The 25,915-nt window shown below is 71.8% G+C and carries 27 protein-coding genes; 11 read left to right on the top strand and 16 right to left on the bottom strand.

The genetic code is table 11. The features are described 5' to 3' along the window. Nucleotides 1-39 precede the first annotated feature (39 nt). From AC3YNX_RS16850 to AC3YNX_RS16860, 3 genes are all read right to left on the bottom strand, one after another. Nucleotides 40-732: an NADPH-dependent F420 reductase gene (locus AC3YNX_RS16850; protein ID WP_489996210.1), complete on the bottom strand. Its 693-nt coding sequence runs from the start codon at nt 730-732 to the stop codon at nt 40-42. Nucleotides 733-920: 188 nt separating this feature from the next. Continuing rightward, on the bottom strand, nt 921-2,633 hold the full coding sequence (locus AC3YNX_RS16855; RefSeq protein WP_489982852.1) for an MDR family MFS transporter: 1,713 nt from the start codon (nt 2,631-2,633) through the stop codon (nt 921-923). Beyond that, a complete protein-coding gene (locus tag AC3YNX_RS16860) occupies nt 2,630-3,124 on the bottom strand; it encodes a MarR family winged helix-turn-helix transcriptional regulator (protein WP_241248905.1) in 495 nt (164 codons plus the stop codon). The genes AC3YNX_RS16855 and AC3YNX_RS16860 overlap by 4 nt, the downstream gene beginning before the upstream one ends. 179 nt (nt 3,125-3,303) lie before the next feature. Between AC3YNX_RS16860 and holA the strand changes: the two genes are divergently transcribed. Further along, complete coding sequence (gene holA / locus AC3YNX_RS16865) at nt 3,304-4,302, top strand: DNA polymerase III subunit delta (RefSeq protein ID WP_127783472.1); 999 nt, start codon at nt 3,304-3,306, stop codon at nt 4,300-4,302. Between the two features lie 81 nt (nt 4,303-4,383). Here holA and rpsT read toward each other — a convergent pair whose 3' ends face one another. Further along, nucleotides 4,384-4,650, bottom strand: coding sequence for a 30S ribosomal protein S20 (gene rpsT, locus AC3YNX_RS16870; protein WP_127783471.1), 267 nt, complete (start codon nt 4,648-4,650; stop codon nt 4,384-4,386). 131 nt (nt 4,651-4,781) lie between these two features. Here rpsT and AC3YNX_RS16875 point away from each other — a divergent pair, with 131 nt between their 5' ends. After that, nucleotides 4,782-5,585, top strand: coding sequence for a sulfite exporter TauE/SafE family protein (locus AC3YNX_RS16875; protein ID WP_241248904.1), 804 nt, complete (start codon nt 4,782-4,784; stop codon nt 5,583-5,585). Here AC3YNX_RS16875 and AC3YNX_RS16880 read toward each other — a convergent pair. After that, entirely contained in the window at nt 5,582-6,115 is a 534-nt protein-coding gene (locus AC3YNX_RS16880) for a type II toxin-antitoxin system PemK/MazF family toxin (RefSeq protein WP_127783469.1), read from the bottom strand. The genes AC3YNX_RS16875 and AC3YNX_RS16880 overlap by 4 nt on opposite strands. A gap of 90 nt (nt 6,116-6,205) precedes the next feature. Here AC3YNX_RS16880 and lepA point away from each other — a divergent pair, with 90 nt between their 5' ends. Then, complete coding sequence (gene lepA, locus AC3YNX_RS16885) at nt 6,206-8,116, top strand: translation elongation factor 4 (protein ID WP_127783468.1); 1,911 nt, start codon at nt 6,206-6,208, stop codon at nt 8,114-8,116. Nucleotides 8,117-8,120: 4 nt separating this feature from the next. Beyond that, nucleotides 8,121-9,164 carry a nitronate monooxygenase gene (locus AC3YNX_RS16890; RefSeq protein WP_489996211.1) on the top strand — a complete coding sequence of 348 codons (1,044 nt, stop codon included), beginning with the start codon at nt 8,121-8,123 and terminating at the stop codon, nt 9,162-9,164. 8 nt (nt 9,165-9,172) lie between these two features. Here AC3YNX_RS16890 and AC3YNX_RS16895 read toward each other — a convergent pair whose 3' ends face one another. Further along, nucleotides 9,173-11,149: a glycoside hydrolase family 15 protein gene (locus AC3YNX_RS16895; protein WP_127783467.1), complete on the bottom strand. Its 1,977-nt coding sequence runs from the start codon at nt 11,147-11,149 to the stop codon at nt 9,173-9,175. Nucleotides 11,150-11,217: 68 nt separating this feature from the next. Then, nucleotides 11,218-12,183: a quinone oxidoreductase family protein gene (locus AC3YNX_RS16900; RefSeq protein ID WP_127783466.1), complete on the bottom strand. Its 966-nt coding sequence runs from the start codon at nt 12,181-12,183 to the stop codon at nt 11,218-11,220. 38 nt (nt 12,184-12,221) lie between these two features. On the opposite strand from AC3YNX_RS16900, the gene AC3YNX_RS16905 reads away from it, so the two are divergent. After that, the gene (locus tag AC3YNX_RS16905; protein WP_127783465.1) at nt 12,222-12,446 is read left to right on the top strand and encodes a hypothetical protein; all 225 of its coding nucleotides are present in this window, start codon (nt 12,222-12,224) and stop codon (nt 12,444-12,446) included. A gap of 112 nt (nt 12,447-12,558) precedes the next feature. Here the strand turns inward: AC3YNX_RS16905 and AC3YNX_RS16910 are convergent, their stop codons facing one another. Next, a complete protein-coding gene (locus AC3YNX_RS16910) occupies nt 12,559-13,062 on the bottom strand; it encodes an RrF2 family transcriptional regulator (RefSeq protein ID WP_489996212.1) in 504 nt (167 codons plus the stop codon). Between the two features lie 249 nt (nt 13,063-13,311). On the opposite strand from AC3YNX_RS16910, the gene AC3YNX_RS16915 reads away from it, so the two are divergent. The 4 genes from AC3YNX_RS16915 (at nt 13,312) to AC3YNX_RS16930 (ending at nt 17,068) form a co-directional block, all read left to right on the top strand. Next, nucleotides 13,312-14,214: a sulfite exporter TauE/SafE family protein gene (locus AC3YNX_RS16915; protein ID WP_489996213.1), complete on the top strand. Its 903-nt coding sequence runs from the start codon at nt 13,312-13,314 to the stop codon at nt 14,212-14,214. Nucleotides 14,215-14,294: 80 nt separating this feature from the next. Further along, nucleotides 14,295-15,374 carry an ABC transporter substrate-binding protein gene (locus AC3YNX_RS16920; RefSeq protein WP_127783462.1) on the top strand — a complete coding sequence of 360 codons (1,080 nt, stop codon included), beginning with the start codon at nt 14,295-14,297 and terminating at the stop codon, nt 15,372-15,374. Between the two features lie 10 nt (nt 15,375-15,384). After that, a complete protein-coding gene (locus AC3YNX_RS16925; protein WP_489996214.1) occupies nt 15,385-16,176 on the top strand; it encodes an ABC transporter ATP-binding protein in 792 nt (263 codons plus the stop codon). After that, nucleotides 16,163-17,068, top strand: a complete 906-nt coding sequence (locus AC3YNX_RS16930; RefSeq protein WP_127783460.1) for an ABC transporter permease — start codon at nt 16,163-16,165, stop codon at nt 17,066-17,068. Before AC3YNX_RS16925 ends, AC3YNX_RS16930 begins: the two co-directional genes overlap by 14 nt. 51 nt (nt 17,069-17,119) lie before the next feature. On the opposite strand, the gene AC3YNX_RS16935 is transcribed toward AC3YNX_RS16930, so the two are convergent. The 8 genes from AC3YNX_RS16935 to AC3YNX_RS16970 all read right to left on the bottom strand — a co-directional run bounded on the left by AC3YNX_RS16935 (nt 17,120) and on the right by AC3YNX_RS16970 (nt 23,377). After that, nucleotides 17,120-17,512 (bottom strand): RNA-binding S4 domain-containing protein, encoded by a 393-nt coding sequence (locus tag AC3YNX_RS16935; RefSeq protein ID WP_127783459.1) that lies wholly within the window; start codon nt 17,510-17,512, stop codon nt 17,120-17,122. Then, nucleotides 17,505-18,287, bottom strand: coding sequence for an enoyl-CoA hydratase family protein (locus AC3YNX_RS16940; RefSeq protein WP_127783458.1), 783 nt, complete (start codon nt 18,285-18,287; stop codon nt 17,505-17,507). Before AC3YNX_RS16940 ends, AC3YNX_RS16935 begins: the two co-directional genes overlap by 8 nt. A gap of 90 nt (nt 18,288-18,377) precedes the next feature. Beyond that, nucleotides 18,378-19,673, bottom strand: a complete 1,296-nt coding sequence (locus tag AC3YNX_RS16945; protein ID WP_489996215.1) for a sulfate adenylyltransferase subunit 1 — start codon at nt 19,671-19,673, stop codon at nt 18,378-18,380. Beyond that, complete coding sequence (gene cysD / locus AC3YNX_RS16950) at nt 19,673-20,560, bottom strand: sulfate adenylyltransferase subunit CysD (RefSeq protein ID WP_127784833.1); 888 nt, start codon at nt 20,558-20,560, stop codon at nt 19,673-19,675. Before cysD ends, AC3YNX_RS16945 begins: the two co-directional genes overlap by 1 nt. 44 nt (nt 20,561-20,604) lie before the next feature. After that, complete coding sequence (locus tag AC3YNX_RS16955) at nt 20,605-21,303, bottom strand: phosphoadenylyl-sulfate reductase (protein ID WP_489996216.1); 699 nt, start codon at nt 21,301-21,303, stop codon at nt 20,605-20,607. After that, nucleotides 21,300-21,506 carry a hypothetical protein gene (locus AC3YNX_RS16960; RefSeq protein ID WP_127783455.1) on the bottom strand — a complete coding sequence of 69 codons (207 nt, stop codon included), beginning with the start codon at nt 21,504-21,506 and terminating at the stop codon, nt 21,300-21,302. Before AC3YNX_RS16960 ends, AC3YNX_RS16955 begins: the two co-directional genes overlap by 4 nt. Beyond that, on the bottom strand, nt 21,503-23,188 hold the full coding sequence (locus AC3YNX_RS16965) for a nitrite/sulfite reductase (RefSeq protein WP_127783454.1): 1,686 nt from the start codon (nt 23,186-23,188) through the stop codon (nt 21,503-21,505). Before AC3YNX_RS16965 ends, AC3YNX_RS16960 begins: the two co-directional genes overlap by 4 nt. Nucleotides 23,189-23,278: 90 nt before the next feature. Beyond that, a complete protein-coding gene (locus AC3YNX_RS16970; RefSeq protein WP_489982863.1) occupies nt 23,279-23,377 on the bottom strand; it encodes a putative leader peptide in 99 nt (32 codons plus the stop codon). An 86-nt stretch (nt 23,378-23,463) separates the two neighbouring features. Between AC3YNX_RS16970 and hemW the strand changes: the two genes are divergently transcribed. Together hemW and hrcA are read left to right on the top strand one after the other, a co-directional pair. Continuing rightward, complete coding sequence (gene hemW / locus AC3YNX_RS16975) at nt 23,464-24,678, top strand: radical SAM family heme chaperone HemW (protein ID WP_489982864.1); 1,215 nt, start codon at nt 23,464-23,466, stop codon at nt 24,676-24,678. 117 nt (nt 24,679-24,795) lie between these two features. Beyond that, nucleotides 24,796-25,827 (top strand): heat-inducible transcriptional repressor HrcA, encoded by a 1,032-nt coding sequence (hrcA, locus tag AC3YNX_RS16980; protein ID WP_127783452.1) that lies wholly within the window; start codon nt 24,796-24,798, stop codon nt 25,825-25,827. The last annotated feature ends 88 nt before the right edge of the window (nt 25,828-25,915 follow it).

Genomic DNA, 25,915 nt, shown 5'->3' on the forward strand with positions numbered 1-25,915 from the left:
GTCCGGTGCTCGGGAAGCCGGAGTCAGCCCCCTCGTTGCTCAGCCGAGGATGCGCTCGGCGCGCTGCAGGTTGCGGACGAGCTCCTCGCGACTCTGTCCGTCGACGTGGTGGCGCCACATCGGCGTGCCGGGGGCGCTGCGCCAGGACTCGCTCAGCGGGCTGTTGTCCACCGCGTCGAAGCCGAGATCGTCGTAGAACCGCGTCACCAGCTCGACGGCGTCGGGGTAGTCGCTGGAGACGACCAGCGCCTTGCGGTAGGGGTGTCCGGCCGGTCGGGCCAGCCGGAGCAGGGCAGGCAGCGTGTCGCTGGGGACGCGGACGGGGGAGCGCGGGTGGAACTGGACGTGGGTGAACGCCTTGGCGACCTTCGAGGCGGGCAGCTGCTCCTGACGCAGCTCGTGAATCGTCCTGCGGCCGGAGTCCACCTCGGGAAAGCTCCCGTCCCGCCAGGCCATGTAGTTGTTGTTGTCGATGACGACCTTGCCCGCGAGCTCCTCGAGCGGCGGCGTGTCGGCGGGCGTGTACGGGTAGGCGGTGACCGCGAAGTCGGCGGCCGCTGCAGCATCGGCGGTGTGCGCGGCGCGTGCCTGCGGGCCCAGCTGGCTGAGCAGACCCGTCAAGGTCTCGGGTCCCCGCGAGTTGGCGATGACGACGTCGTAGCCCGCCGCGATCGCCGCACGGGCAAGCGTGCTCCCCACCTGGCCCGCGCCGATGATGCCGACAAGAGTCACAGTCGTTTCTCCTCTGTGTACCTAGGCGAATCGTCGTCTCGCTCGCACCGCCAGGCTAGGCCGCGTCGCAGCGCACACCGAGGGTCCTGTCACCCCCGGGGCTCGGGAGGGCCTGGGTCAGGAGCCGAGCCCGCAGACACGGGAAGGCCCCGCAGCGCAGTGCTGCGGGGCCCTCCTGGTGGAGCGGACTAGCTGTTGTCGGCCCGGTGCTTGCCCGCACCAGCTCCGGCGTCGGTGCCGGCCGAGACGCCGGTGGTGGCACCAGCGGCGGCACCGGAGGTGACCGCACCGTCCTTGCCGGCTGGCTTGTCGCTGGGCAGCTCCTCGGCGGGCACCGCCTCGGGGTCGTCCTGCACCAGGTCGATGGTGGTGCGCAGCGGCGTGTTTGGCAGGACAGCCACACACGCCAGCGTGACCAGCGCGATCACGGCGGCGATCAGGAAGATCCGGCCGGTCGCGTCACCGTAGGCGGCGCGGATGACCTCCTGGACGGGAGCAGGCAGGGCGCCCACGTTCAAGTTGGACCCGGCCGTGCTGCCGCCGGAGTTGATGCCCAGCTGTGCGAAGCCCTCCGCGGAGAGGTCGGCCACGCGGGTGGCCAGGATGGAGCCCATCACCGACACGCCGATCGCGCCACCGAAGGTGCGGAAGAAGGCGACCGAGCCGGACGCGGCACCGATGTTCTTGACGCTCACGGTGTTCTGCACGGCGAGCACCAAGTTCTGCATCAGCATGCCCATGCCGAAGCCGACGATGGCGATGTACGCGCTGACCAGCACCAGGTTGGTGGTGTGGTCCAGGGTGCCCAGCAGGGCGAAGCCGGCGACCATCAGCGCGGCACCGCTGACCACGAAGGCCTTCCACTTGCCGAACTTGGAGATCAGCTGGCCGGAGCCGACCGAGCCGACCAGCATGCCGACCACCATGGGGATGGTGAGCAGACCCGCTGCCGTGGGGCTGTAGCCGCGCGAGGTCTGGAAGTACTGGCCCAGGAAGGTGGTGGCACCGAACATGCCGACGCCGACGGCGATGGAGGCGATGATCGCCAGCCCGGTGGTCTTCTCGGTGATGATCTTCAGCGGGATGATCGGCGAGGACACCTTGGACTCGACGACCACGGTGGCCGCCAGCAGCGCCAGGCCGCCCAGGACGTAGAGCACGGTCTCGGTGGACATCCAGCCGTAGTAGCCGGCCTTGCCCGCGAAGGAGACCCAGATCAGCAGCACGGACACACCGGCGGTGAGCAGGGTGGCGCCCAGCCAGTCGATGGACACGTTGTCCTGGCGCACCGTGCGGATGTGCAGGGTGCGCTGCAGCAGCACCAGCGCGATCACGGCCAGCGGGACGCACACGTAGAAGCACCAGCGCCAGCCCAGCGGGCTGTCCACGATGACGCCACCGAGCACGGGGCCACCGGTCATGGCCACGGCCATCACCGCGCCCATGTAGCCGGAGTACCGGCCCCGCTCGCGCGGGGAGACGATGGTGCCGATGATGGCGACCACCAGGGCGGTCAGACCACCCATGCCGATGCCCTGGATGACGCGGGCCACCAGCAGCAGCGGCACGTTGTGCGACATGCCGGCGATGATCGAGCCGATGACGAAGATGATGATGGCGCTCTGCACGAGCACCTTCTTGTTGAACAGGTCCGCGAGCTTGCCCCAGATCGGGGTGGACGCCGCGTTCGCCAGCAGCGCGGTGGTGATCACCCAGGCATAGGCGGTCTGCGAGCCGTTCAGGTCACCGATGATGGTGGGCAGCGCGGTGGCCACGATGGTGGTGCTCAGCAGCGCGGTGAACAGCGCCGCGAGCAGACCCAGCAGCGCTTCGAGGATCTGGCGGTGGGTCATGGCCTCCGGCTCGTCGTCGAGCGGACGGTCCACGGTGGTGGTGGTCATGCGTGTGCCCCCAATCGGGTGTTGTTGCTGCTCCGACGGGTGGGTTCGGAGGGAAGTGCGTCGTTCAGGAAGGTCTCGGTGAGCTGGCCGAGGGAGGCGACCGCGCTGGCGGCGTCGTCCTGCTCCCACTCGCCGAGCAGCTCGCGCAGTCGCACGGCTCGGCGGGAGCGCGAGCTGGCCAGCAGGGCCAGTCCCTCGGCGGTGGCCTGGACGCGGGAGGCGCGTCCATCGGCCGGGTCGGGTTGTCGGGACACCAGGCCCAGCTCCACCAGCTCAGATACTTGGCGGCTGAGGGCGGACTGGCTGATGCACAGGTTCGCGGCCAGCTCGTTCTGCCGGCACTCGCCGTTGTTGGCGAGCACCTGCAGCACGCCCTCCAGCGGCAACGGCAAGGGGCCGTCGTCGGCGTTGGAGAGGCTGATCCGCAGCGCCCTGCCAAAGTGCATGATCTCGTCGACTAGGGCCTCGACGGTGGCGCGTGACACTGACACTAAGTCCCCACAAGTGATCGAATATGCGTGCTAAAAACAACTATATACATGCTTCGCGTGAGTAAGCACCCTGGTTCGATGTCTGTCGAGTCACACAAAGCCCAGGTAAAGCAGGGTTTTGGACCGGTTTGGCAGCCGGCTCGGCCGCGGTGTCCGGGCGTCGTGGGACGATCTGAGGCATGGCGAGGGCAGCACAGCACACGGCGCAGGACCCGGCGAGCGGCACCGAGCAGCAGCGCCTGCACCTGGTGCTCGGCGACGAGGAGCTGCTGGTCGACCGGGCCGTGGAGGGCATCGTCACCCACGCCCGCCTGGCCGACCCGGCGGCGGACGTGCAGAAGGTGCGCGCGGGTGCGGTGTCCGGCCCCGAGCTGGCGGAGATGCTCAGCCCCTCGCTGTTCGCCGAGGCCCGGATCCTCGTGCTGGAGGCTGCCCAGGAGGCGGGAAAGGACGCGGTGGCCCTCATCCTCAGTGCCGCCACCGACCTGCCCGAGGGCGTGGTCCTGGTGGTGGTGCACGCCGGAGGCGGCCGGTCCAAGGCGATGGTGGACACGTTGCGCAAGGCCGGCGCCCAGGTGCACGCCGCCGCCAAGATCACCCGGGCGGCCGAGCTGGCCGACTTCGTCCGCGCCGAGCTGCGCGGCGCGGGCGCCAAGCCCACCGCGGACGCGGTGACGGCGCTGCTGGAGGCCGTCGGGTCAGACCTGCGCGAGCTGTCGGCGGCCTGCTCGCAGCTGGTCGCGGACACCGCAGGCCCCATCGACGTGGCCGCGGTGCACCGCTACCACCGCGGGCGGGCGGAGGTCACCGGGTTCGACGTGGCGGAGAAGGCGGTGGCCGGCAACCGGGCCGCTGCCCTGGAGTCGCTGCGCTGGGCCACCCAGCTGGGGGTCCCGCACGTGCTGCTGGCCGACGCCCTGGCCGACGCGGTGCGCACCATCGCCCGGGTGAGCGCCTCGGCCGGGGGCGACCCGTTCCGGCTGGCCGGTCAGCTGGGCATGCCACCGTGGAAGGTGAAGAAGGCCGTCGCACAGTCGCGCGGGTGGTCGGCGCAGGCGCTGGGCGAGGCGCTGCAGGTGGTGGCCCGGCTCAACGCCGACGTCAAGGGTGCCGCGGCCGACAACGACTACGCCGTGGAGCGGGCCGTGCTGGCTGTCGTCGAGCTGCACCGCCGCTGAGTGCCCGTGCACGCAGAAAGCCGCCCGGTCGTGACGACCTGGGCGGCTCTGCGTGGTGGAGCGGTGTTCGGGTGGAGCGAGTCAGGCGTCGATCTTGTTGGCCGCCTGGGCCATCGCCGACTTCTTGTTCGCTGCCTGGTTGGCGTGGATGACGCCCTTGCTGGCCGCCTTGTCCAGCTTGCGGGAGGCAACCTGCAGGGCCTCGGCGGCCTGCTCCTTGTTGCCGCTCGCGGCCGCCTCACGGAAGTGACGGATCGCGGTGCGCAGCGAGGACTTCACCGACTGGTTGCGCAGTCGCTGCCGCTCGTTGGTGCGGATCCGCTTCACCTGGGACTTGATGTTGGCCACGCGTTTCGCCCTCTAGTTCAGTCGAGTGTGGGAAAGATCAGCTGCGCAGGTCAAACATGCGCCGACCACGAAGGTTATCAGTGGTGCACCCGGATCCTCAAACCGCGGTGCGGGCGATAGCGTGCGCAGCCGTGGACACGACGCTGACCTGGCCAGGATTCGCGGGCATCAGCGTCTCCGCGCTGCTGCTGCTGGTGCTGGCCGCGTTCGTCGCCGGCGCGGTGGACGCGGTGGTCGGTGGGGGTGGGCTCATCCAGCTGCCCGCCCTGCTGCTCCTGCTGCCCGGGGCCTCGGTGCTGGCGGTGGCCACCAACAAGGTGTCGTCGGTGGTGGGCACCTCGGCGGCCACCATCACCTACGCCCGGCGCACCCCGATGGACTGGCGGGCCGCCGGACTGATGGCTGCAGCGGCCGCGGCCGGCTCGGTGGGCGGCGCCGCGTTCGCCACCGCCCTGCCCGCCACGGCGCTCAACGTGGTGGTGCTGGTGGCCATCGTGGTGGTGGGCGCCTACACGCTGGCCCGCCCGTCGCTGGGGGTGGAGGAGAACCACCGCTTCCACGGCCGCGCCCGGGTGGTGGCGATGATGGTGGCCGGAGCGCTGATCGGCGCCTACGACGGCCTGGCCGGCCCGGGCACCGGCTCGTTCCTGGTCTTCGTGCTGGTCGGCTGGATCGGCTACGCCTTCCTGGCCGCCTCGGCCACGGCCAAGCTGGCCAACGTGGCCACCAACCTCGGGGCCCTGGCCTACTTCGCCCCGCACGGGCTGGTGGTGTGGGGCGTGGGCGGCTGCATGGCGGTGGGCAACCTGGCCGGCGCCACGCTCGGCGCGCGGCTGGCCATCAAGCTGGGCTCGGCCTTCGTCCGCCGGGTGTTCCTGGTGGTCGCGGGGCTGCTGGCGCTGAGCCTGTCCTGGAAGATCGCCGGCTCGTTCTAGCGCCAGCCGTGGTCGGCCCGCAGCCGGGCGGCCACCACGTCGAAGTCCTGGCGGGCCATCACGGCGCCCTCCCGGCGAATGCCCTCCTCGGGGACGTCGAGCACCCGGTCCAGGCGCACCCAGCTGGGCCGTCCCTCGGCGTCCCACGAGCCGGTGCCCAGCGACAGCCACCCCGGTTGGCCGTCCCGGTGGCTCTGGCTGGAGAGCATCAGCCCCAGCAGCACGCCGGGGCCCTCGCGGCCGACCACCAGCACCGGGCGGTCCTTGCCCTGGTGCGCGTCCTCCTCGTAGGCGACCCAGGTCCAGACCACCTCACCCGGGTCGGCCTGGCCGTCCAGGGAGGGGGAGTAGCTGATGGTGCGGGCACGTTGTGCGGTGGGGACCGTGCGGGTGGCGACGGGCCGGCCGGCCACACCGGTGGGGGCCGGGAGCGGGGCGCGGGAGCTCTGCAGCCGCCGCAGCAGCCGGGGGCCCTCCCGCACCGCGAGCCTGCCGACCTGCCGTGCCACGGACTTCCAGATGCTCGCCACGGGGCCCGACCTTACGACCCCGCGGGGAGACCCGTCTGAGGGACGCCGCACCGGCGAACACCTCCGGCGTGCTCGGGACGGGCCGCGCGCATGGGACCATGGAGCCAAGCCGCCACCACCTGGACCAGGGAGTGTCTCATTTCCAGCTTCGCCGACACGACGTTCACCCCGCCTGAGCGCATTCGCAACTTCAGCATCATCGCGCACATCGACCACGGGAAGTCCACCCTGGCCGACCGCATCCTGCAGCTCACCGGGGTGGTCGACCCACGCGCCATGCGGGCCCAGTACCTGGACCGCATGGACATCGAGCGTGAGCGCGGCATCACCATCAAGGCGCAGAACGTGCGGCTGCCGTGGGTGGCGCCGGGCGTGGACGGTCCAGAGACCGAGCACGTGCTGCACCTCATCGACACCCCCGGCCACGTGGACTTCACCTACGAGGTGAGCCGGGCGCTGGAGGCCTGCGAGGGCGCGGTGCTGCTGGTGGACGCCGCCCAGGGCATCGAGGCGCAGACGCTGGCCAACCTGTACCTGGCGATGGACAAGAACCTCACCATCATCCCGGTGCTGAACAAGATCGACCTGCCCGCGGCCGACCCGGACCGCTACGCCAAGGAGATCGCCGGCATCGTCGGGTGCGAGCCCGACGACGTGCTGCGCGTGTCCGGCAAGACCGGCGCGGGCGTGTCGGAGCTGCTCAACGAGATCGTCAAGCTGGTGCCGCCGCCGGTGGGCAACGCCGACGGCCCGGCACGGGCGATGATCTTCGACTCCGTCTACGACGCCTACCGCGGCGTGGTCACCTACGTGCGCGTGGTGGACGGTCGGATCCTGCCGCACGAGAAGATCACCATGATGTCCACCGGCAGCACCCACGAGGCGCTCGAGGTCGGCATCATCTCCCCGGAGCCCAAGCCCAGCCAGGGCCTCGGGGTGGGCGAGGTGGGCTACCTCATCACCGGCGTCAAGGACGTCCGGCTGTCCCGCGTGGGTGACACGGTGACCACCACCCGCAAGGGCGCCACCGAGCCGCTGGTCGGCTACCGCGACCCCAAGCCGATGGTCTACTCCGGGCTGTACCCGATGGACGGCTCCGACTACCCCGTGCTGCGCGACGCGCTGGACAAGCTGCAGCTCAACGACGCCGCGCTCACCTACGAGCCGGAGACGTCGGTGGCGCTGGGCTTCGGCTTCCGCTGCGGCTTCCTGGGCCTGCTGCACATGGAGATCACCCGCGACCGCCTGGAGCGGGAGTTCAACCTCGACCTCATCTCCACCGCGCCCAACGTGGTGTACCGGGTGGAGCTGGAGGACGGCACCCCGCACGAGGTGACCAACCCGTCGTACTGGCCCGAGGGCAAGGTGCGCAACGTCTTCGAGCCGATGGTGAAGTGCACGATCATCAGCCCGTCGGAGTACATCGGCGCCATCATGGAGCTGTGCCAGACCCGCCGCGGCGAGCTGCGCGGGATGGACTACCTGTCCGAGACCCGGGTGGAGCTGCGGTACACGCTGCCCATGGGTGAGATCATGTTCGACTTCTTCGACTCGCTGAAGTCGCGCACCAAGGGCTACGCCAGCATGGACTACGAGGAGTCCGGCGAGCAGGCCGCCGACCTGGTGAAGGTGGACATCCTGCTGCAGGGCGAGGCGGTGGACGCGTTCTCCGCGATCGTGCACCGCGACGCCGCCTACGCCTACGGCAACAAGATGACCTCCAAGCTGCGCGAGCTGATCCCGCGCCAGCAGTTCGAGGTGCCCATCCAGGCCGCGATCGGGTCCAAGATCATCTCCCGCGAGAACATCCGCGCCATCCGCAAGGACGTGCTCGCCAAGTGCTACGGCGGTGACATCAGCCGCAAGCGCAAGCTGCTGGAGAAGCAGAAGGAGGGCAAGAAGCGGATGAAGACGGTGGGGCGCGTGGAGGTGCCCCAGGAGGCCTTCGTCGCCGCGCTGTCGTCTGACTCGCCCTCCAACAGCGGGGACAAGAAGAAGTAGCCCCGTGTCGCCGCTGCTGGAGCGTCTGCCGGTCCCCATCATCGGAGCGCCGATGGCCGGCGGGCCCAGCACGGTGCAGCTGGCCGCGGCCGTCTCCACCGCCGGCGGCCTCGGCGTGCTGGCTGGGGCCAACCTGTCGGTGGACGCGATGGGCGAGCGGGTGCAGGCGCTGCGTCCCGCCATCGGTGCGAACGGCGTGTTCGGGGTGAACCTCTTCCTGCCCACCGCCGAGCCCACCCTGGACGCGGACGGGCGGGCGGCCCTGGACCGGCACCTGGCCACGCTGGAGACGTGGGCGCAGCGCTACGGCGTGCGCCGCGGCGAGGCGGCGTGGGACGACGACCACTGGCGGGCCAAGATCGACTGGCTGGTGGCGCACCCGGTATTGCTGGTCACCTTCCACTTCGGCGCGCCGCCGCGGGAGGTGGTGCAGGAGCTGCACGCGCTGGGCACCGAGGTGTGGACGACGGTGACCAGCCGCGCCGAGGCGCGGCTGGCGGCGGAGTCGGGCCTGGACGCACTGGTGGTGCAGGGGCCGGAGGCGGGCGGGCACCGCGGCTGCTTCACCAACGCCCTGGACGACCCCGACCAGCAGGTGCCGCTGCTCCAGCTGCTGGGGCTGGTGCAGTCGGTGACCGACCTGCCGCTGGTGGCTGCCGGGGGACTGGCCGACGCCGCGGCGGTGGCGCAGGTGCTCTCGGCCGGGGCACGGGCGGCCCAGCTGGGCACGGCGTTCCTGCTCTGCCCGGAGTCGGGCACCTCAGTCCCGCACCGCGCGGCGCTGGCGTCGGAGCGGCCGACCGCAGTGACGCGGGCGTTCTCCGGCCGGCCCGCGCGGGGCATCCGCAACAAGCTGCTGGACGAGCTGACCGACGGCGCGCCCGCGCTGTACCCGCACCTCAACCGAGCGTCGCAGCCGATCCGCGCCGCCTCCGCCGCCGCGGGCGACGAGTCCGCGGTCGCGCTGTGGGCGGGGGAGCGGCACTCGCTCGCGCGGGCGGTCCCCGCCGCCGACGTGGTGCGCGCGGTGGCGGCTGGACTGCACTAGGGCTGCGGCTACGGTCCACTGTGCGCGGGCTGGAAGCTGCCGCCGTCCTCCTGCTCCGCCCGGATCACGTGCACCACGGCGTTGATCAGCGCCAGGTGGGTGAAGGCCTGCGGGAAGTTGCCCATGTGGCGCCCGGTCTTGGGGTCGATCTCCTCGGCGTAGAGCTGCAGCGCGCTGGCGTAGGAGAGCAGCCGCTCGCACAGGTGCCGGGCCCGCTTGAGCTCACCGATCTCCACCAGCGCCGACACCAGCCAGAACGAGCAGATGGTGAACGTGCCCTCCTCGCCCTCCAGGCCGTCGTCGGTGGCGTCGGTCTTGTACCGCAGCACCAGCCCGTCCTCGGTGAGCTCCTCGGCGATGGCCAGCACCGTGGTGCGCACCCGAGGGTCGTCGGCGGGCAGGAACCGCAGCAGCGGCACCAGCAGCAGCGAGGCGTCCAGGTCGTCGGAGCCGTAGCGCTGCACGAAGGCGCCGCGCTCGTCCACCCCGTGCGTGGTGACGTCGTCGTGGATCTCCTGGGCGACGCGGGCCCACTTCTCCGCGTAGGAGTCCTCGCCGTGCAGCTTGGCCAGCCGCACCCCGCGGTCCAGCGCCACCCAGCACATCAGCTTGGACGACACGAAGTGCTGCGGCTCGCCGCGCACCTCCCAGATGCCGCGGTCGGGCTCGCGCCAGTGCTCGATCGCCTGCTCCACCTGCGCCTTGAGCAGCGGCCACAGCTGCTCGGGCACGTGCTCGCGGGAGCGGGTGTGCAGGTACACCGAGTCCAGCACGGAGCCCCAGATGTCGTGCTGGCGCTGGTTGTACGCGCCGTTGCCGATGCGCACCGGCCGCGCCCCGCCGTAGCCGGACAGGTGGTCGAGCTCGCTCTCCACCAGCTCCCGCTCCCCGCCCACGGCGTACATCACCTGCAGCGGGTGCGGCGAGCCGTTGGTGGCGCTGGAGACGTCGGCGATGAAGGCGAAGAAGTCGTTGGCCTCACGGTCCAGGCCCAGGGTGTACAGCCCCCACAGCGCGAAGGTGGAGTCGCGCACCCAGGCGTAGCGGTAGTCCCAGTTGCGCTCCCCGCCGGCGGTCTCCGGAAGCGAGGTGGTGGAGGCGGCCAGCAGGGCTCCGGTGGGGGAGTAGGTCAGTCCCTTCAGCGCCAGCGCGCTCTGCTGCAGGAAGCTGCGCCACGGGTGGTCGGGGAAGCTGCCGGCGGCGATCCACTGCCGCCAGCACTCGCCGGTCTTCCACATCTTGTCCGCGGCCTCGGCGTAGTCCTGCGGCACCGGCAGCTCCGACCACGACAGCGCCACGAACACGTCGTCGCCCTCGTGCAGCCGGGTCCGGGCGCGGGCCTCGCGGCCCTCCAGGCCCAGGCGCAGGTTGGTGGTCAGCCGGAGGTCGGGGAAGGTGTCGCGCCGCTCGGCCTTGCCGTCGGCGGGCTCGGTGCACCGGGCCACCGCCTCGCCGTACACCGGGCCGGAGTACTCCCAGGTGAGGTCCCGGCGGTGGTAGTCGTAGGCCGGCTCGCAGCTCAGCTCCAGCTCCACCGTGCCGCTGACGCAGCGCACCGTCCGCAGCAGGATGTGCTCGGCGTCCCAGTCGCTGGGGGTGCGCTTGTGCGTCCGCGACCGCTCGTCGGTGTTGTGCCAGGGCCCCATCACCAGCGCGTCGCGCACGATGATCCAGCCCGTCTCGGTCTGCCAGGTGGTCTCCACCATGAGACTGCCGGGCAGGTAGCGGCGCGCGGCCGGGACGCTCACCCCGTACGGGCCGAGCCGGAAGTGCCCGGCGCCGCGATCGAGGATCGCCCCGAAGACGCTGGGGGAGTCCGGCCGGGGCAGGCACATCCACTCCACCGACCCGTTCGGCGCGATGAGGCAGGTGTTCTCGCAGTCCGACAGGAAGGCGTAGTCGGCGATCGGGGGGAACTGGCTGCGGACCGGGGAGGTCACCATCCCGGGCGGCGGGGTTCCTGGCGGTGTCGGCGGTGCTGACATTCCTGCATCCTTCCCCACCAGGAGCCACCTGTGGGCTTGTGCGCCCTCCGGGTGCGCCGGATCACGATCTAGCGAGTGAGCACGATCTTTCCCGCGGTGTCGCCGTCGAGCATCGCCCGCAACCCCTGCTCGGCCTGCTCCATCGGCAGCTCCAGCCCGATCTCCGGGCTGATGCCGGTGAGCGCGCAGAACGCCAGCAGGTCCTGCAGCTCGTCACGGGTGCCCATGGTGGAGCCGACGACCCGCAGCTGGAGGAAGAAGACCCGCTGCAGCTCGGCGTCGGCGTCCGGGCCGCTGGTGGAGCCGGAGACCACGATGACCCCACCCGGCTTGAGCGAGCGCACCGAGTGTCCCCAAGTGGCCTTGCCCACCGTCTCGAACACGCCGTCCACCTTCTCCGGCAGCCGCGCGCCCGACTCGAAGGTCTCGTGCGCACCCAGCGCGGTGGCCAGCGCCCGCTTGTCCTCGCTGCGTCCGGTCACCCACACCCGCAGGCCTGCCGCGCGGCCCAGCTGGACGAGCGCGGTGGACACCCCGCCCGAGGCGCCCTGCACCAGCATGGTCTGGCCCGGGCGCAGGCCCGACTTCACGAACAGCATGCGGTAGGCGGTCAGCCAGGCGGTGCCCATGCAGGCGGCCTGGGCGAAGGACAGGTCGGCTGGCTTGGGCAGCACGTTGCGCCGCGGCACGATGACCTTGTCCGCGAACGTGCCCTGGTGCTTCTCGGTGAGCAGGGTGCGTCGGGGGTCGAGCGTCTCGTCGCCCATCCAGTCGTCGCTGGCGATGACCGAGTGCAGCACCACCTCGGTGCCGTCGTCCAGGGTGCCGGCGCCGTCGCAGCCCAGGGTCATCGGGAACTGGTCGGGCTTGATGCCCACCCCCCGCAGGGTCCACAGGTCGTGCATGTTGATGCTGGCGGCGCGGACGTTGACCTCCACCCAGCCCTCCGGAGCGACGGGGGCCTCCCGCTCGCCCACGCGCAGGGACGCGAGGGGGTTGTCGGGATTGGGCTCGGATGCGTAGACGGCAAACATGGGGCTCACCCTAACGAGGGGCGACTACCGTTGCTGGGGTGAACACGTTGGCGAGATGGTGGGACGCGGCCGAGCTCTGGGTCGTCGGGCTGCCCTTCGCGGCGCAGATCACCGTGATGATGCTGGTGGCGCTGCCGCTGTGCGGCGCCGCGGCGGTGGCGCTCGACCGCGTGGGCGGCCTGGTGGCGGACAAGATCGGCACCCGCACCGACACGCTGGACGACCCGCCCGGGCCGGAGTGGGCGCGCAACGGCGACGACTAGGCTCGACCAGGTGAAGAAGCTCCGGCTGAGCCCTGCCGCCCGTATCAACGCCGCCCTCGTCGCGCTGCTGGTGCTGGTGCTGCTCGCCTGGCTCGTCAGCGTCTGGTAGCCGCTACGCCTCGGACTGCTGCTCGGGCAGGTCCGTCTCCGGTGGCGGCCACACCGACGTCCACGAGCGGTGGTCAGTGCCCAGCGCGGTGACCGGTGCGGGCAGGTCCCCGGTGACCACCTGCCGCAGCGTCGTCTCCTCCATGATCCCGCGCAGCGCCGCGCGCACCGCCACCCACACGTCCTGCAGGTGCGTCGCCGGTGCGGGGTGCGACATCGCCTCCGGACGCTCCCCGTGGATCAGCGTGAGCGGGCCGTCGATCACCCGCACCACGTCCGCCAGGGTGATCGCCCACGCCGGGCGCGCCAGCTGGTGCCCTCCGCCGGGACCACGACGGCTGACCACCATCCCGCCGCGGCGCAGCTGCACCAGGATGGCGTCCAGGAAGTTGGGCGGGATGTCCTGCGCTGCGGCGATGTCGGCGGCCTTCACCACCACGCCCTCCTCGGCCACGGCGAGCACGCACATGGCGCGCAGCGCGTAGTCGGACTTGGCGGTGATCTGCATGCCCTGATCTTGCCCCACCCATTTGTTGACGCTTGCGGTCAACAATGCCAGACTGAGGTGGTGTCCAGGTCTGTCAACGTCGCGCTGCCCGCGCGACCCGTGCTGGTGCGCCGCCTGCACGTGGACCTGATGCGCCTGCCCAGCAGCGGTTGTCCGACGGTTCGCTAGCACCACCCGCCGCTCGCGCGGCACCGTCGCTCGAACGACTGCTGCGCCCGTGCGGCCAGCTGAGCAGCAGAGGCTCCTCGCATGCCCATAGATCCCTCGCTCTCCGTCGCCGGTCTCGTCGTCGGCCTCCTGGTCGGCCTCACCGGAATGGGCGGGGGCGCGTTGCTCACTCCGCTGCTCGTCCTGGTCTTCGGCGTGCAGCCGCTGGCCGCCATCTCCAGCGACCTCGTCACCAGCCTGGTCATGAAGCCCGTCGGGGCGGCAGTGCACCTTCGCCGCAAGACGGTGCAGACCGGGCTGGTGTGGTGGCTGGCACTGGGCGCGGTGCCCGCCGGCTTCCTGGGCTCCGTGCTCATCGGCAGCATCGGGCACTCCGCGGACATGCAGCACTACCTGAAGATCGCCATCGGGGTGGCGCTCGTCGGGTCGTTCGGCTGCACCATCGCCCGGCTGGTGCTCGACCGGCGGGCGGGCACGCCCGGGGCCACCGGGCCGCTGGTGGTCAAGCCGGTGCGCACCGTGGTGATCGGCGTGGTGGGCGGCGTCGCCGTCGGCATGACGTCGGTGGGAGCGGGGTCGCTGATCATCGCGATGCTGCTGCTGGCCTACCCCCGGCTGCGGCCGGCGCAGCTGGTGGGTACCGACATCGTGCAGGCCATCCCGCTGGTGGCTGCCGCGGCGCTGGGGCACCTGCTTCTCGGCGAGGTGCACTTCGGTGTCACCGCGTCGCTGCTGGTCGGCGCGCTGCCCGGCGTCTACGTCGGGGCCCGGCTGTCGGCGCAGGCCTCGGCCAGCTTCACCCGACCAGTGGTGGCCGGTGTGCTGCTGGGCTCCGCGCTCGCCCTGCTCTCCGCACCCACCCCGGTGCTGGTTCTCGGTGCCGCCGCAGCCGCGGCCGGCACCTGCTGGCTCGGTCGCGGCCCCGTCGTGCCCGACCACCCGCCGGTCGACCTGGTCAAGCGCGAACCTGTGCTTGCTCGCTAGCTCCACCTCACCCCGTCACCCCGTGATCGGCCGCCCGTCCTGCGGGCGGTCGGCCCTGGCCCAGCTGGAGCCCCTTCGTCATGACGCTCTTCCGAACCCGTGCGCTCGTCGCCGCTGCCCTGCTGGCCGTGGTGGGACTCACCGCCGCCTGCGGCTCCAGCGGCGAGGCCGCCTCAGCCCCGTCCGCCGACCCCACCGCCAAGGCGGCCGAGCTGCGCCTGGGCTTCTTCGCCAACGTCACCCACGCCCCGGCCCTGGTCGGCCTCAGCGAGGGATTCCTCACCAAGAACCTGGGCGCGACCAAGCTCAGCACCCAGGTGTTCAACGCCGGACCGGCCGCCATCGAGGCGCTGCGCTCGGGCTCCATCGACGCCACCTACATCGGCCCGAGCCCGTCGGTCAACGGCTTCCTCCAGACCAAGGGCGAGGCGCTGCGCATCGTCTCCGGGGCGGCCTCCGGGGGTGCGCAGCTGGTGGTCCGCGAGGGCATCAACAACGTCGCCGACCTCAAGGGCAAGACGCTGGCCACCCCGCAGCTGGGCAACACCCAGGACGTCGCCCTGCGCGCGTGGCTGGACGAGAACGGCCTGAAGACCTCGGTGAGCTCCGGCGGCGACGTGACCATCACCCCCACCGAGAACGCCACCACCCTGCAGCTGTTCCGGGACGGCAAGATCGACGGCGCCTGGCTGCCCGAGCCCTGGTCCTCGCGGCTGGTGCTGGAGGCCGGGGCCAAGGTGCTGGTGGACGAGAAGACGCTGTGGCCGGAGGGCAAGTTCGTCACCACCCAGCTGATCGTGCGCACCGACTTCCTCAACAGCTACCCGGGCACGGTGCGTGACCTGCTCGCCGCCAACCTCGAGTCGGTGGAGTTCATCTCGGCCAACAGCGAGGCGGCCAAGAAGGACACCAACAACCAGATCGACGAGCTCACCGGCAAGCCACTCACGCAGCCGACCATCGACCGGGCATGGCCCAACCTGGACTTCACCTACGACCCGCTGGCGGCCAGCCTGCAGAAGTCGGCCGACGACGCGGTGACCGCAGGGACCACCAAGCAGGGCGAGCTCACGGGCATCTACGACCTGCGCCTGCTCAACGCGCTGCTCGCCGAGCAGGGCAAGCCCGCGCTGGGCGACGCCGGCCTCGGACAGGGCTGAGGCACCCGACGTGACGAGCACGCAGATCCACCAGGAGGTCCCGCCGGTGAGCAGCACCACCCACCCCGCCGTGCAGCTCGACGGGGTGAGCAAGAGCTTCCGCGGCTCGCCGCTGCCGGTGCTGGAGAACGTCTCGCTCACCGTGCAGCCTGGCGAGCTGGTGGCGCTGCTCGGGGCGTCCGGCTGCGGCAAGTCCACCCTGCTGAACCTGGTGGCGGGGCTGGACCGGCCCACCGCCGGCACGCTGCAGGTGGCGGGCAGCGGGGCGGCGCTGATGTTCCAGGACGCGGCGCTGTTCCCCTGGCTCACCGCCGGGCGCAACGTCGAGCTCGCGCTCAAGCTGCGCGGCGTGGGCCGGGCCGAGGCCAAGGAGGAGGCCCGGCGGCTGCTCGACCTGGTCCGCCTGGACGACGCCTACGGCAAGCGGCCGCACGAGCTGTCCGGGGGCATGCGCCAGCGGGTGGCCCTGGCCCGGGCCCTGGCCCAGCAGCGCGACGTGCTGCTGATGGACGAGCCGTTCGCTGCGCTCGACGCCATCACCAGGGACGTGCTGCACGACGAGCTGATCCGCATCTGGCGGGCGACGGGCGTGGCCATCGTGTTCGTGACGCACAACGTTCGCGAGGCGGTCCGGCTGGGCCAGCGCGTGGTGCTGATGTCCTCGCGTCCGGGCCGCGTGGTCCGGCAGTGGGAGGTCGACATCACCGGGGAGCGGCGCATCGAGTCGCCCGCAGTGGCGGCGCTGTCCACCGAGATCACCGCCGTGCTGCGAGAGGAGATCATCCGCCATGGGCGTCGCTGAGCCAGGATCGGTCAAGCCCTCGGGAACCGAGGCACCTGACACGGGATCGGTGGAGGCGGGCCTGGACGCCCTCTCCACCGAGGTGACCGTCAAGCACGGCTGGGGCCAGCGCCTGCGCCGCTCCGTGCTCCCCCCAGTGGTCGCCGTGGCGCTGGTGCTGCTCGTCTGGCAGCTCTACGCCAGCACCCGCACCGGCTCGGCGGCCTACAACACCCCGTCCCCCACCGACGTCTGGGAGACCTTCCGGACGGAGTGGAGCTCCGGCGCCGCCTGGGAGTCGGTGTACAACAGCGTCCGCCGCGGCATCGTCGGCTTCGCCATCGCGGTGGTGATCGGTGCACCGCTGGGACTGCTCATCGCCCGCGTCCCGCTGGTGCGCACCGCCATCGGGCCGATCGTCAGCGGGCTGCAGAGCCTGCCGTCGGTGGCCTGGGTGCCCGCGGCGATCATCCTCATCGGCCTCACCCCGGGAGCGATGTACTTCGTCATCGTGCTGGGCGCGGTGCCGTCCATCGCCAACGGGCTGGTGGCCGGGCTCGACCAGGTACCTCCGCTGTACGCCCGGGTGGGCACGGTGCTGGGGGCCAACTGGCTGCAGCAGATCCGGTACGTGCTGCTGCCGGCGTCGCTGCCCGGCTTCATCGCGGGCCTCAAGCAGGGGTGGGCGTTCTCCTGGCGCTCGCTGATGGCGGCGGAGATCATCTCCTACTCGCCGGCGCTGGGGCGCAGCCTCGGCCAGATGCTCAACCAGGGCCGCGAGCTGAGCGACCTGAGCCTGGTGGTGGTGGCGATCATCATGATCCTCATCGTCGGGGTGGCCATCGACGTGCTGATCTTCGCGCCGCTGGAGCGCCGGGTGCTGCGCAGCCGCGGACTGCTCGTCTCCCGCTAGCCCGCTAGCCCGCTAGCCCGCTTGGCTGCCGTGGGGCCGCCGGGGGAGTGCCTACTCCTCCGGCGGCTGCCAGCCGCGCTCGCGGAGGCGGTCGATCAGCCGGCGGTCCCGCTTGGTCGGCCGCCCCGCGCCGCGGTCGCGCTGCAGCGGCGGGGCCGCCAGCTCCTTGGGCGGCGGCGGGGGGCTGTTGTCGGTGAGGCACTCGGCGGCGACGGTGGCACTGACCCGCTTGTTGATGCAGCGGCGGACCACCAGGATCCGCTCCAGCCCGCCCGCGCGGACCCGTACCTCGTCGCCGGGCTTGACCAGCTGGGCCGGCTTGGCCGAGGACCCGTTCACCCGGACGTGCCCGCCCTTGCACTGCGCCGCGGCCAGCGAGCGGGTCTTGGTGATGCGCACCGCCCACAGCCAGGCGTCCACCCGGACGGTGGCGGCCTCAGCCATCGCTCGGCACCCAGGCCGGCGGGCGCTTCTCGCCGAAGGCGGCCATGCCCTCCTGGGCCTCCTCGGAGGCGAAGAAGGACGCTGACAGCGTGGACTTCTCGCTGAACTCCTCGGCCATGTGGCCGTTGCGGGCGCTGAGCATCACCTTGGTGGCGGCCAGCGCCCGGGGTCCGCCCTTGGCCAGCGCGGCGACGTAGCGGGCGACGGCCGCGTCGAGGTCGTCGTCGGGCACCGCGGCGGTGAGCAGCCCGATCTGCGCGGCCCGCTCGGCGTCGAAGGTCTCCCCGGTGAGGAACAGCTCCTGGGCGGCGCGGGGCTGCACCCGGGGCAGCACGGTGACGGAGATGACCGCGGGCACCACCCCGATGCGCACCTCGCTGAACGCGAACGTGGTGGAGGCCCCGGCCACCGCCAGGTCGCAGGCGGCGATGATGCCGATGCCGCCGGCCCGGGCGGTCCCGGCCACCCGCGCGATCACCGGCTTGGGGTGCTGCCAGATGGTCTGCAGGATCTCCGGGAACTCGTTGACGCCCTGCTCGTCAGGGGCGGCGCCCTCGGCCTCGCGCAGGTCCATCCCGGAGCAGAACACGGTGCCGGTGTGGGTGAGCACCAGCACCCGCACCTCGGTGTCCTGCGCGCAGTCGCGCAGGTGGCGGAGCAGCTCCTCGCGCAGCTGGGTGGACAGCGCGTTGCGGTTGGCGGGGGAGTCCAGGGTGAGGGTGGCCACTCCCGCCGCGATCTCCAGGTGCACCAGCTCGGTGGCGGCAGACGTCATGGTGGTGACCCTACGACGGGTGCGCCAGGACGCCTGCCCCGAGCGGCTCACCAGGGCGGGTCAGATCAGGGCGGGTCAGACCAGGGCGGGTTAGACCAGGGTGGCGTTCAGCTCGACCTTGGACAGCGCGTCGCCCACCAGGCCCGCGGCCAGGGTGTTGCCCTGGGCGGGGTCGATGAGCAGGAAGCTGCCGGTGCGCCGGTTCAGCGCGTAGTCGTCCACCGCCAGCGGCTCCGCGGTGCGGATGCTGACGCGGCCGATCTCGTTCAGCGCCAGGGTGTCCGGGGTGGGCACCGCGGACAGCGCCTGCTCGTCGAAGCGCTCCACGATGGTCGAGACGATGGCCTGGGTGGTGCGGGTGCCGTGCTTGATCAGCAGCCGTGCTCCCGGGCGCAGCGGCGCCTCGGCCAGCCAGCACACCGTCGCCTCCAGCTCGGAGACCGGGACCGGGGCGTCGGCGGGGGAGGCGATGAGGTCACCGCGGGAGGCGTCGACCTCCTCGGCCAGCACCAGCGTGACGCTGCGCCCGACCTCGGCGGTGGCCAGCTCGCCGTCCGGGGTGTCCACGCGCAGCACGGTGGTGCGCACCCCCGAGGGCAGCACGACCACCTCGTCGCCGGGGGAGACGGTGCCGGCGGCGACCTGCCCGGCGAAGCCGCGGTAGTCGGGGTGCTCCGCGGTGCGGGGCCGGATCACGTACTGCACCGGCATCCGCAGGCCCACCCGGTGCGGCTCGGCGTCCACCGGCACCTGCTCGAGGTGCTCGACCAGGGTGGGACCGTCGTAGTAGGGGGTGTGCTCGGAGCGGTTGACCACGTTGTCGCCGTTGAGGGCCGAGACCGGGATGGTCTGCACCGCGTCCTCGGACCAGCCCAGCGCCCGGGTGAGGGCGGTGAACTCGGCGGAGATCTCGGCGTACACCGTGGCGGCGTCGGCCACCAGGTCGATCTTGTTGACCGCCAGCAGCAGCCGCGGCACGCCCAGCAGCGCCAGCACGGCCGCGTGGCGGCGAGTCTGGGAGATGACCCCCTTGCGTGCGTCCACCAGCAGGATCACCAGCTGCGCGGTGGAGGCGCCGGAGACGGTGTTACGGGTGTACTGCACGTGGCCGGGGGTGTCGGCCAGCACGAACGACCGCGCGGGCGTGGCGAAGTAGCGGTAGGCCACGTCGATGGTGATGCCCTGCTCGCGCTCGGCGCGCAGGCCGTCCACCAGCAGCGACAGGTCCGGGGTGGTCAGCCCCTTGTCCACCGACGCGCGGGTGACGGCGTCGATCTGGTCGGCGAGCACCGACTTGGTGTCGTAGAGCAGCCGCCCCACGAGGGTGGACTTGCCGTCGTCCACGCTGCCGGCCGTGGCCAGGCGCAGGAGCTGGGTGGTGCTCATCAGAAGTAGCCCTCTCGCTTGCGGTCCTCCATGGCGGCGGAGGAGACGCGGTCGTCGGCACGGGTGGCGCCCCGCTCGGTCACGCGGGAGGCGGCCACCTCGTCCAGCACGGCCTGCACGTCGGCGGCGGTGGACTCCACCGCGCCGGTGCAGGACCCGTCGCCGACGGTGCGGTAGCGCACCGACAGGGTGCGCACCTCCTCGTCCTCGCGCGCGCTGAACCACGGGCCCTCGGTGAGCCACATGCCGTCGCGCAGGAACACCTCGCGCTGGTGGGCGTAGTAGATGCTGGGCAGCTCGACCTTCTCCTGGGCGATGTAGCGCCACACGTCCAGCTCGGTCCAGTTGCTCAGCGGGAACACCCGCACGTGCTCACCCGGTGCGTGGCGGCCGTTGTAGAGGTTCCACAGCTCGGGCCGCTGGCGCTTGGGGTCCCACTGGCCGAAGGCGTTGCGCAGGCTGAAGATGCGCTCCTTGGCTCGGGCGCGCTCCTCGTCCCGGCGGGCACCGCCGAACACCGCGTCGAACTTGCCCTCGGCGATGCCGTCGAGCAGCGGCACCGTCTGCAGCGGGTTGCGGATGCCGTCCGGGCGCTCCTGCAGCCGGCCGTCGTCGAGGTAGTCCTGCACCTTGGCCACGTGCAGCCGCAGGTTGTGCTTGGCCACCACCATGTCGCGGAAGTCCAGCACCTCCTGCAGGTTGTGGCCGGTGTCCACGTGCAGCAGCGCGAAGGGCACCGGGGCGGGCCAGAACGCCTTGATCGCCAGGTGCAGCAGCAGGGTGGAGTCCTTGCCGCCGGAGAACAGGATCACCGGGCGCTCGAACTCCCCGGCCACCTCGCGGAAGATGTGGATCGCCTCCGACTCCAGGGCGTCCAGGGTGGACATCGGGGTGACGAAGCCCGGAGTGGGGGTCTGCACCGTGGCGGCGCTCACTGGTGCAGCCCGCACTCGATCTTGGCGCGCCCGGCCCAGCGGCCGCTGCGCGGATCCGCACCCGGCAGCGGCTTGACCGTGCACGGCTCGCAGCCGATGGAGGGGTAGCCGGCGTCGACCAGCGGGTTGACCAAGATGGAGTGCTCCTCGATGTAGTGCTGCATGTCCTCGTCGGACCACGCTGCGATCGGGTTGACCTTGACCAGGCCGAAGGCCTCGTCGAAGGAGATCAGCGGGGCGTTGGCCCGGGTGGGGGCCTCCACCCGGCGCACGCCGGTGACCCAGGCGTCGTAGCCGGCGAGGGTCTTCTTCAGCGGGGCCACCTTGCGCATGGCGCAGCAGCGGTCCGGCGCGCTGGCGAAGAGGTTCTTGCCGTGCACCTCGTCCTGCTCCGGCACGCTGAGATCGGCCTTGGCGTTGACGATGCGCACGCCGTAGACCTGCTCCACCGCGTCGCGGGTGCCCATGGTCTCGGCGAAGTGGTAGCCGGTGTCCAGGAACAGCACCTCCACGCCGGGGCGGGCCTGCACGGCCAGGTGCACCAGCACCGCGTCCTGCATGTTGGAGGCCACGATGAAGCGGTCGCCGAAGGTGTCGGCGGCCCACTGCAGGACGTCGGCCGCGCTGGCCCCGTCCAGGTCGGCCGCGCCACGCTCGGCCACCGCACGAAGGTCGAGATCGGTGGAGACGCTCACTCGGTCACCTCATCTTCCGTTCGAACCGGACTGGTGGCGAGCCGCTTCAGCGCGAACATCAGCTGGCACGCCCCGCACCGCCAGGTGCCGTGCGGCAGGGCCACCCCGTCGGCGGCGTCCGGACGGAGGTCCTCGTCACCGCAGTAGGGACAGTAGAAGGGAACAGCACGTGGGCTGGGCGTGTTCCCGACGGCCCTGCTCATCGCAGGTCGGACTCCTCGGCCCGGGTGACCCACTGCGCGAAGCGCTCACCGTGCTCGCGCTGCTTGGCGTAGCTGCGCACCACGCGCTCGACGTACTCGCCGAGCTCGTGGGTGGTGATCTTGTGCCCGCGCAGCTTCTTGCCGAAGCCGGCGTCGGCGCCCAGCCCACCACCGAGGTGCACCTGGAAGCCGTCCACGGGCTGGCCGTCGTCGTCGGTGAGCAGGATGCCCTTGAAGCCGATGTCGGCCACCTGCACGCGGGCGCAGGAGTTGGGGCAGCCGTTGATGTTCACCGTCACCTGGGTGTCCAGCTCGTGCTCCAGGTCGGCCAGGCGCTGCTCCAGGTCCGGCACCAGCGTCTGCGCCCGCACCCGGGTCTCGGTGAACGCGAGCTTGCAGAACTCCAGGCCGGAGCAGGCCATCACGTTGCGCCGCCAGGACGAGCCACGGGCGGGCAGCTCCAGGGCGTCCAGGTCGGCCACGAACGTCTCGAGGGTGTCGTCGGCGACGTCGAGGAAGACCAGCTTCTGGTAGGCGGTGATGCACACCCGGTTGGTGCCCGCCCGGTCCATGGCGTCGGCGACGGCGGCGAGCTTGGTGCCGCTGACCCGGCCGGCGACCGGGGCGACGCCCACGGCGTTGCGGCCGTCGCGCTGGCGCTGCACGCCCATGTGGTCGCGGATGCCGACCTGCGGCGCCGGCGCCGGACCGTCCAGCAGCGGACGCTTGAGGTACTCCTCCTCCAGCACGCGGCGGAACTCCGCCGCGCCCCAGTCCTTGATGAGGAACTTGATGCGGGCCCGCGAGCGCAGCCGGCGGTAGCCGTAGTCGCGGAACACCGAGACCACGCCCTCCCACACGTCGGGCACCTCGTCGATGGGCACCCAGGCACCCAGGCGCTGGGCCACCATCGGGTTGGTGGACAGCCCGCCACCGACCCAGAGGTCGAAGCCGGGGCCGTGCTCGGGGTGGTTCACGCCGACGAAGGAGACGTCGTTGACCTCGTGGGCGACGTCCTGCAGCCCGGAGATGGCCGTCTTGAACTTGCGCGGCAGGTTGGAGAAGCGCGGGTCGCCGACGTAGCGGCGCACCGTCTCCTCGATGGCGGGGGTGGCGTCGATGACCTCGTCGGCAGCCACGCCGGCCAGCGGCGAGCCGAGGAAGGCACGCGGGCAGTCCCCGCACGCCTCGGTGGTCTTCAGGCCCACCTGCTCCAGCCGGCGCCAGATCTCCGGCACGTCCTCGATGCGCACCCAGTGCAGCTGCACGTTCTCGCGGTCGGTGAGGTCGGCGGTGTCCCGGGCGAACTCGGTGGAGATGCCGGCGATGACCCGCAGCTGCTCGGTGCTCAGGCGGGCGCCGTCGGTGCGGATGCGCAGCATGAAGTAGCGCGCGTCCAGCTGCTCCTCGTCGTCCATGCCGGTGAACGTGGCGTCCAGGCCCTCGGCGCGCTGGGTGTACAGCCCCCACCAGCGGAAGCGTCCGCGCAGGTCACCGCCGTCGATGCTGTCGAAGCCCTGCTTGGCGTAGATGTTCTCGATGCGGGCCCGGACGTTCAGCGCGTCGTCGTCCTTCTTGGTCCGCTCGTTCTGGTTGAGCGGCTCGCGGTAACCCTTGGCCCACTGGCCCTCGGACTTCTTGCGCGGTCGAGCGGGCACCGCGCGGTCCGTGGTGGTCGTCATCGGGGAAAGGTCCTCCGGAGATCTCAGGCACCGGAGCACGACGCAGGGCTGCACCCACACGGCACGTCCGACGCCGCTGGGTGAGCTGGATCAGGGGCGTGAGAGTGAGGAGCAGCGGCAGAGCGCGCTGGCGACTCGCTGCAGGTCGACGTGGCGCCGCGCCACGAGTCGCACACCTGCACCAGTCATGCGTCACAGTCTGCCACGTCACTCTCCGCTGTCCGCATCGGAGCACCATGACCTGGACCACTGCGCAGGCGGGGGAGAATGGGGGCATGGCCAGCACCCCCCTCGACGGCGATCCCGCACCCACCGACGGCGCGCTGCCCGCGGCCGCGCTGCAGGGGCTGGGCACCCGCCCGTTCGGGGTGTACGTGCACGTCCCCTTCTGCGCCACCCGCTGCGGCTACTGCGACTTCAACACCTACACCCCGGCCGAGCTGGGCAGCGCGGCGTCGCCGCAGTCGTGGCTGGAGGGACTGCGCCGCGAGCTGGACCTGGCCGCCCGGGTGCTCGGCACCCCGCCCACCGCCGACACCGTCTTCGTCGGCGGCGGCACCCCGTCGCTGCTCGGCGCCGAGGGCCTCACCGAGGTGCTCGACGCCGTGCGCGCCAGCTTCGGGCTCTCCGCCGGCGCCGAGGTGAGCACCGAGTCCAACCCGGAGTCGACGTCCCCGCAGTTCTTCGACGGCCTGCGCCGCGCCGGGTACACCCGGGTGTCGCTGGGCATGCAGTCCGCCGCCGCCCACGTGCTGCGGGTGCTGGACCGCACGCACACCCCGGGTCGGCCGGTGGCCGCTGCCCGCGAGGCCCGCGCGGCCGGCTTCGACCACGTGAACCTCGACCTCATCTACGGCACCCCCGGCGAGACCGACGCCGACCTCGCGGGCTCGCTGCAGGCGGTGCTCGACGCCGGGGTGGACCACGTCTCCGCCTACGCGCTGATCGTGGAGGACGGCACCGCCATGGCCCGGCGGGTGCGCCGCGGCGAGCTGCCCATGCCCGACGACGACGTGCTCGCCGACCGCTACGAGCAGCTCGACGCCGGGCTGCGCGCGGCCGGGCTGCACTGGTACGAGGTGTCCAACTGGGCGCGCACCGACGACGCCCGCTGCCGGCACAACCTGGGCTACTGGGACGGCGGCGACTGGTGGGGCGCCGGCCCCGGGGCGCACAGCCACGTCGGCGGGGTGCGCTGGTGGAACGTCAAGGCGCCGGCGCGCTACGCCACCCTGCTGGGCGAGGGCTCCTCCCCGGCGGCTGGGCGCGAGCTGCTCACCGCCGAGGAGCAGCACACCGAGCGGGTGATGCTCACCGCGCGGCTGCGCACCGGGTTGCCGGTGGTGGAGCTGAGCCCGGACGAGCTGGCCGCCGCGAAGCGGGTGGTGGACGACGGGCTGCTCACCGACGAGGGCACGCACCTGGTGCTCACCCCGCGCGGCCGGCTGCTGGCCGACGCGGTGATCCGCCGGGTGCTGGTGGGGGAATAGCTCCGGGGCTGGCGAGTGCTGAGCAGGGCATAGCGGGCGCAACGCCTAGAATGGCGGGGATGCAGCCCCGCTGGGGCTCGACAGTGGTGCCCCCTGCGAAACCGGAGGTGACGACCGATGTCCAACACCGATGACCGTCGTTTTGCGGTGCTTCGCGCCATTGTCGCCGACTACGTGTCCACCCAGGAGCCGGTCGGCTCCAAGACCTTGGTCGAGCGGCACAACCTGGGGGTGTCCAGCGCGACCGTGCGCAACGACATGGCGGCGCTGGAGGACGACGGCTACCTGGTGCGTCCGCACACCAGTGCCGGACGCATCCCCACCGACAAGGGCTACCGCCAGTTCGTGGACGCCATCGACTCCGTCAAGCCGCTGTCGTCGGCCGAGCGCCGGGCCATCCAGGGCTTCCTGGAGACCGGCGTCGACCTCGACGACGTGCTCCGCCGGGGCGTGCGGCTGCTGGCCCAGCTCACCCGCCAGGTGGCGGTGGTGCAGTACCCCACGCTGTCGGTGTCCTCGGTGCGCCACATCGAGGTGGTCTCGCTCACCCCGGCGCGCCTGCTGCTGGTGCTCATCACCGACTCCGGCCGGGTGGACCAGCGCATCGTCGAGCTCGGGGACGTCCTCGACGAGGACGGCGTGGGCCGGCTGCGCCAGCTGCTGGGCGAGGCGCTGGAGGGCAAGCGCCTGGCGGACGCCTCCGTGGCGGTCTCCGAGCTGAACGAGAAGGTGCCCGCCGACCTCAAGGACGTGGTGCTGCGCACCTCCACGGTGCTCATCGAGACCCTGGTGGAGCACCACGAGGAGCGCATGGTGGTGGGCGGCACCGCCAACCTCACCAGCTCCGCCGACTTCACCCCCTTCCCCGGCGAGCTGCGGGCCGTGCTCGAGGCGCTGGAGGAGCAGGTGGTGGTGCTCAAGCTGCTGGCCGCCGCCAAGCGCCCGGAGACGGTGACGGTGCGCATCGGCCGGGAGAACGAGGCCGAGCAGATGCGCGCCACCTCCACGGTGTCCATCGGCTACGGTGCCGCCGGAACCGTGCTCGGGGGCATGGGCGTGGTGGGACCGACGCGGATGGACTACCCGGCCACCATCGCCTCGGTGAGCGCGGTGGCCCGCTACGTCGGCGAGGTGCTCGCCGGTCGTTGACCCCCACCACCGGAGCGCGCCCCCAGGGCGTCCGGCAGGCTGCACACCCGCGGCTGAGAGACAGACCAGACCTACCAGTAAGGACTAG

The organism is Rhodococcus sp. Z13_19A (genome assembly GCF_058133575.1).

What these genes read in the sequence shown, in the direction of transcription:
- AC3YNX_RS16855 (WP_489982852.1), bottom strand. Translation starts at nt 2,633, where the DNA reads ATGACCACCACCACCGTGGACCGTCCGCTCGACGACGAGCCGGAGGCC.
- holA (WP_127783472.1), top strand. Translation starts at nt 3,304, where the DNA reads ATGGCGAGGGCAGCACAGCACACGGCGCAGGACCCGGCGAGCGGCACC.
- lepA (WP_127783468.1), top strand. Translation starts at nt 6,206, where the DNA reads ATGGGACCATGGAGCCAAGCCGCCACCACCTGGACCAGGGAGTGTCTC.
- AC3YNX_RS16895 (WP_127783467.1), bottom strand. Translation starts at nt 11,149, where the DNA reads ATGTCAGCACCGCCGACACCGCCAGGAACCCCGCCGCCCGGGATGGTG.
- AC3YNX_RS16900 (WP_127783466.1), bottom strand. Translation starts at nt 12,183, where the DNA reads ATGTTTGCCGTCTACGCATCCGAGCCCAATCCCGACAACCCCCTCGCG.
- AC3YNX_RS16910 (WP_489996212.1), bottom strand. Translation starts at nt 13,062, where the DNA reads ATGCAGATCACCGCCAAGTCCGACTACGCGCTGCGCGCCATGTGCGTG.
- AC3YNX_RS16915 (WP_489996213.1), top strand. Translation starts at nt 13,312, where the DNA reads ATGCCCATAGATCCCTCGCTCTCCGTCGCCGGTCTCGTCGTCGGCCTC.
- AC3YNX_RS16920 (WP_127783462.1), top strand. Translation starts at nt 14,295, where the DNA reads ATGACGCTCTTCCGAACCCGTGCGCTCGTCGCCGCTGCCCTGCTGGCC.
- AC3YNX_RS16930 (WP_127783460.1), top strand. Translation starts at nt 16,163, where the DNA reads ATGGGCGTCGCTGAGCCAGGATCGGTCAAGCCCTCGGGAACCGAGGCA.
- AC3YNX_RS16935 (WP_127783459.1), bottom strand. Translation starts at nt 17,512, where the DNA reads ATGGCTGAGGCCGCCACCGTCCGGGTGGACGCCTGGCTGTGGGCGGTG.
- AC3YNX_RS16940 (WP_127783458.1), bottom strand. Translation starts at nt 18,287, where the DNA reads ATGACGTCTGCCGCCACCGAGCTGGTGCACCTGGAGATCGCGGCGGGA.
- AC3YNX_RS16945 (WP_489996215.1), bottom strand. Translation starts at nt 19,673, where the DNA reads ATGAGCACCACCCAGCTCCTGCGCCTGGCCACGGCCGGCAGCGTGGAC.
- cysD (WP_127784833.1), bottom strand. Translation starts at nt 20,560, where the DNA reads ATGTCCACCCTGGACGCCCTGGAGTCGGAGGCGATCCACATCTTCCGC.
- AC3YNX_RS16960 (WP_127783455.1), bottom strand. Translation starts at nt 21,506, where the DNA reads ATGAGCAGGGCCGTCGGGAACACGCCCAGCCCACGTGCTGTTCCCTTC.
- AC3YNX_RS16965 (WP_127783454.1), bottom strand. Translation starts at nt 23,188, where the DNA reads ATGACGACCACCACGGACCGCGCGGTGCCCGCTCGACCGCGCAAGAAG.
- AC3YNX_RS16970 (WP_489982863.1), bottom strand. Translation starts at nt 23,377, where the DNA reads ATGACTGGTGCAGGTGTGCGACTCGTGGCGCGGCGCCACGTCGACCTG.
- hemW (WP_489982864.1), top strand. Translation starts at nt 23,464, where the DNA reads ATGGCCAGCACCCCCCTCGACGGCGATCCCGCACCCACCGACGGCGCG.
- hrcA (WP_127783452.1), top strand. Translation starts at nt 24,796, where the DNA reads ATGTCCAACACCGATGACCGTCGTTTTGCGGTGCTTCGCGCCATTGTC.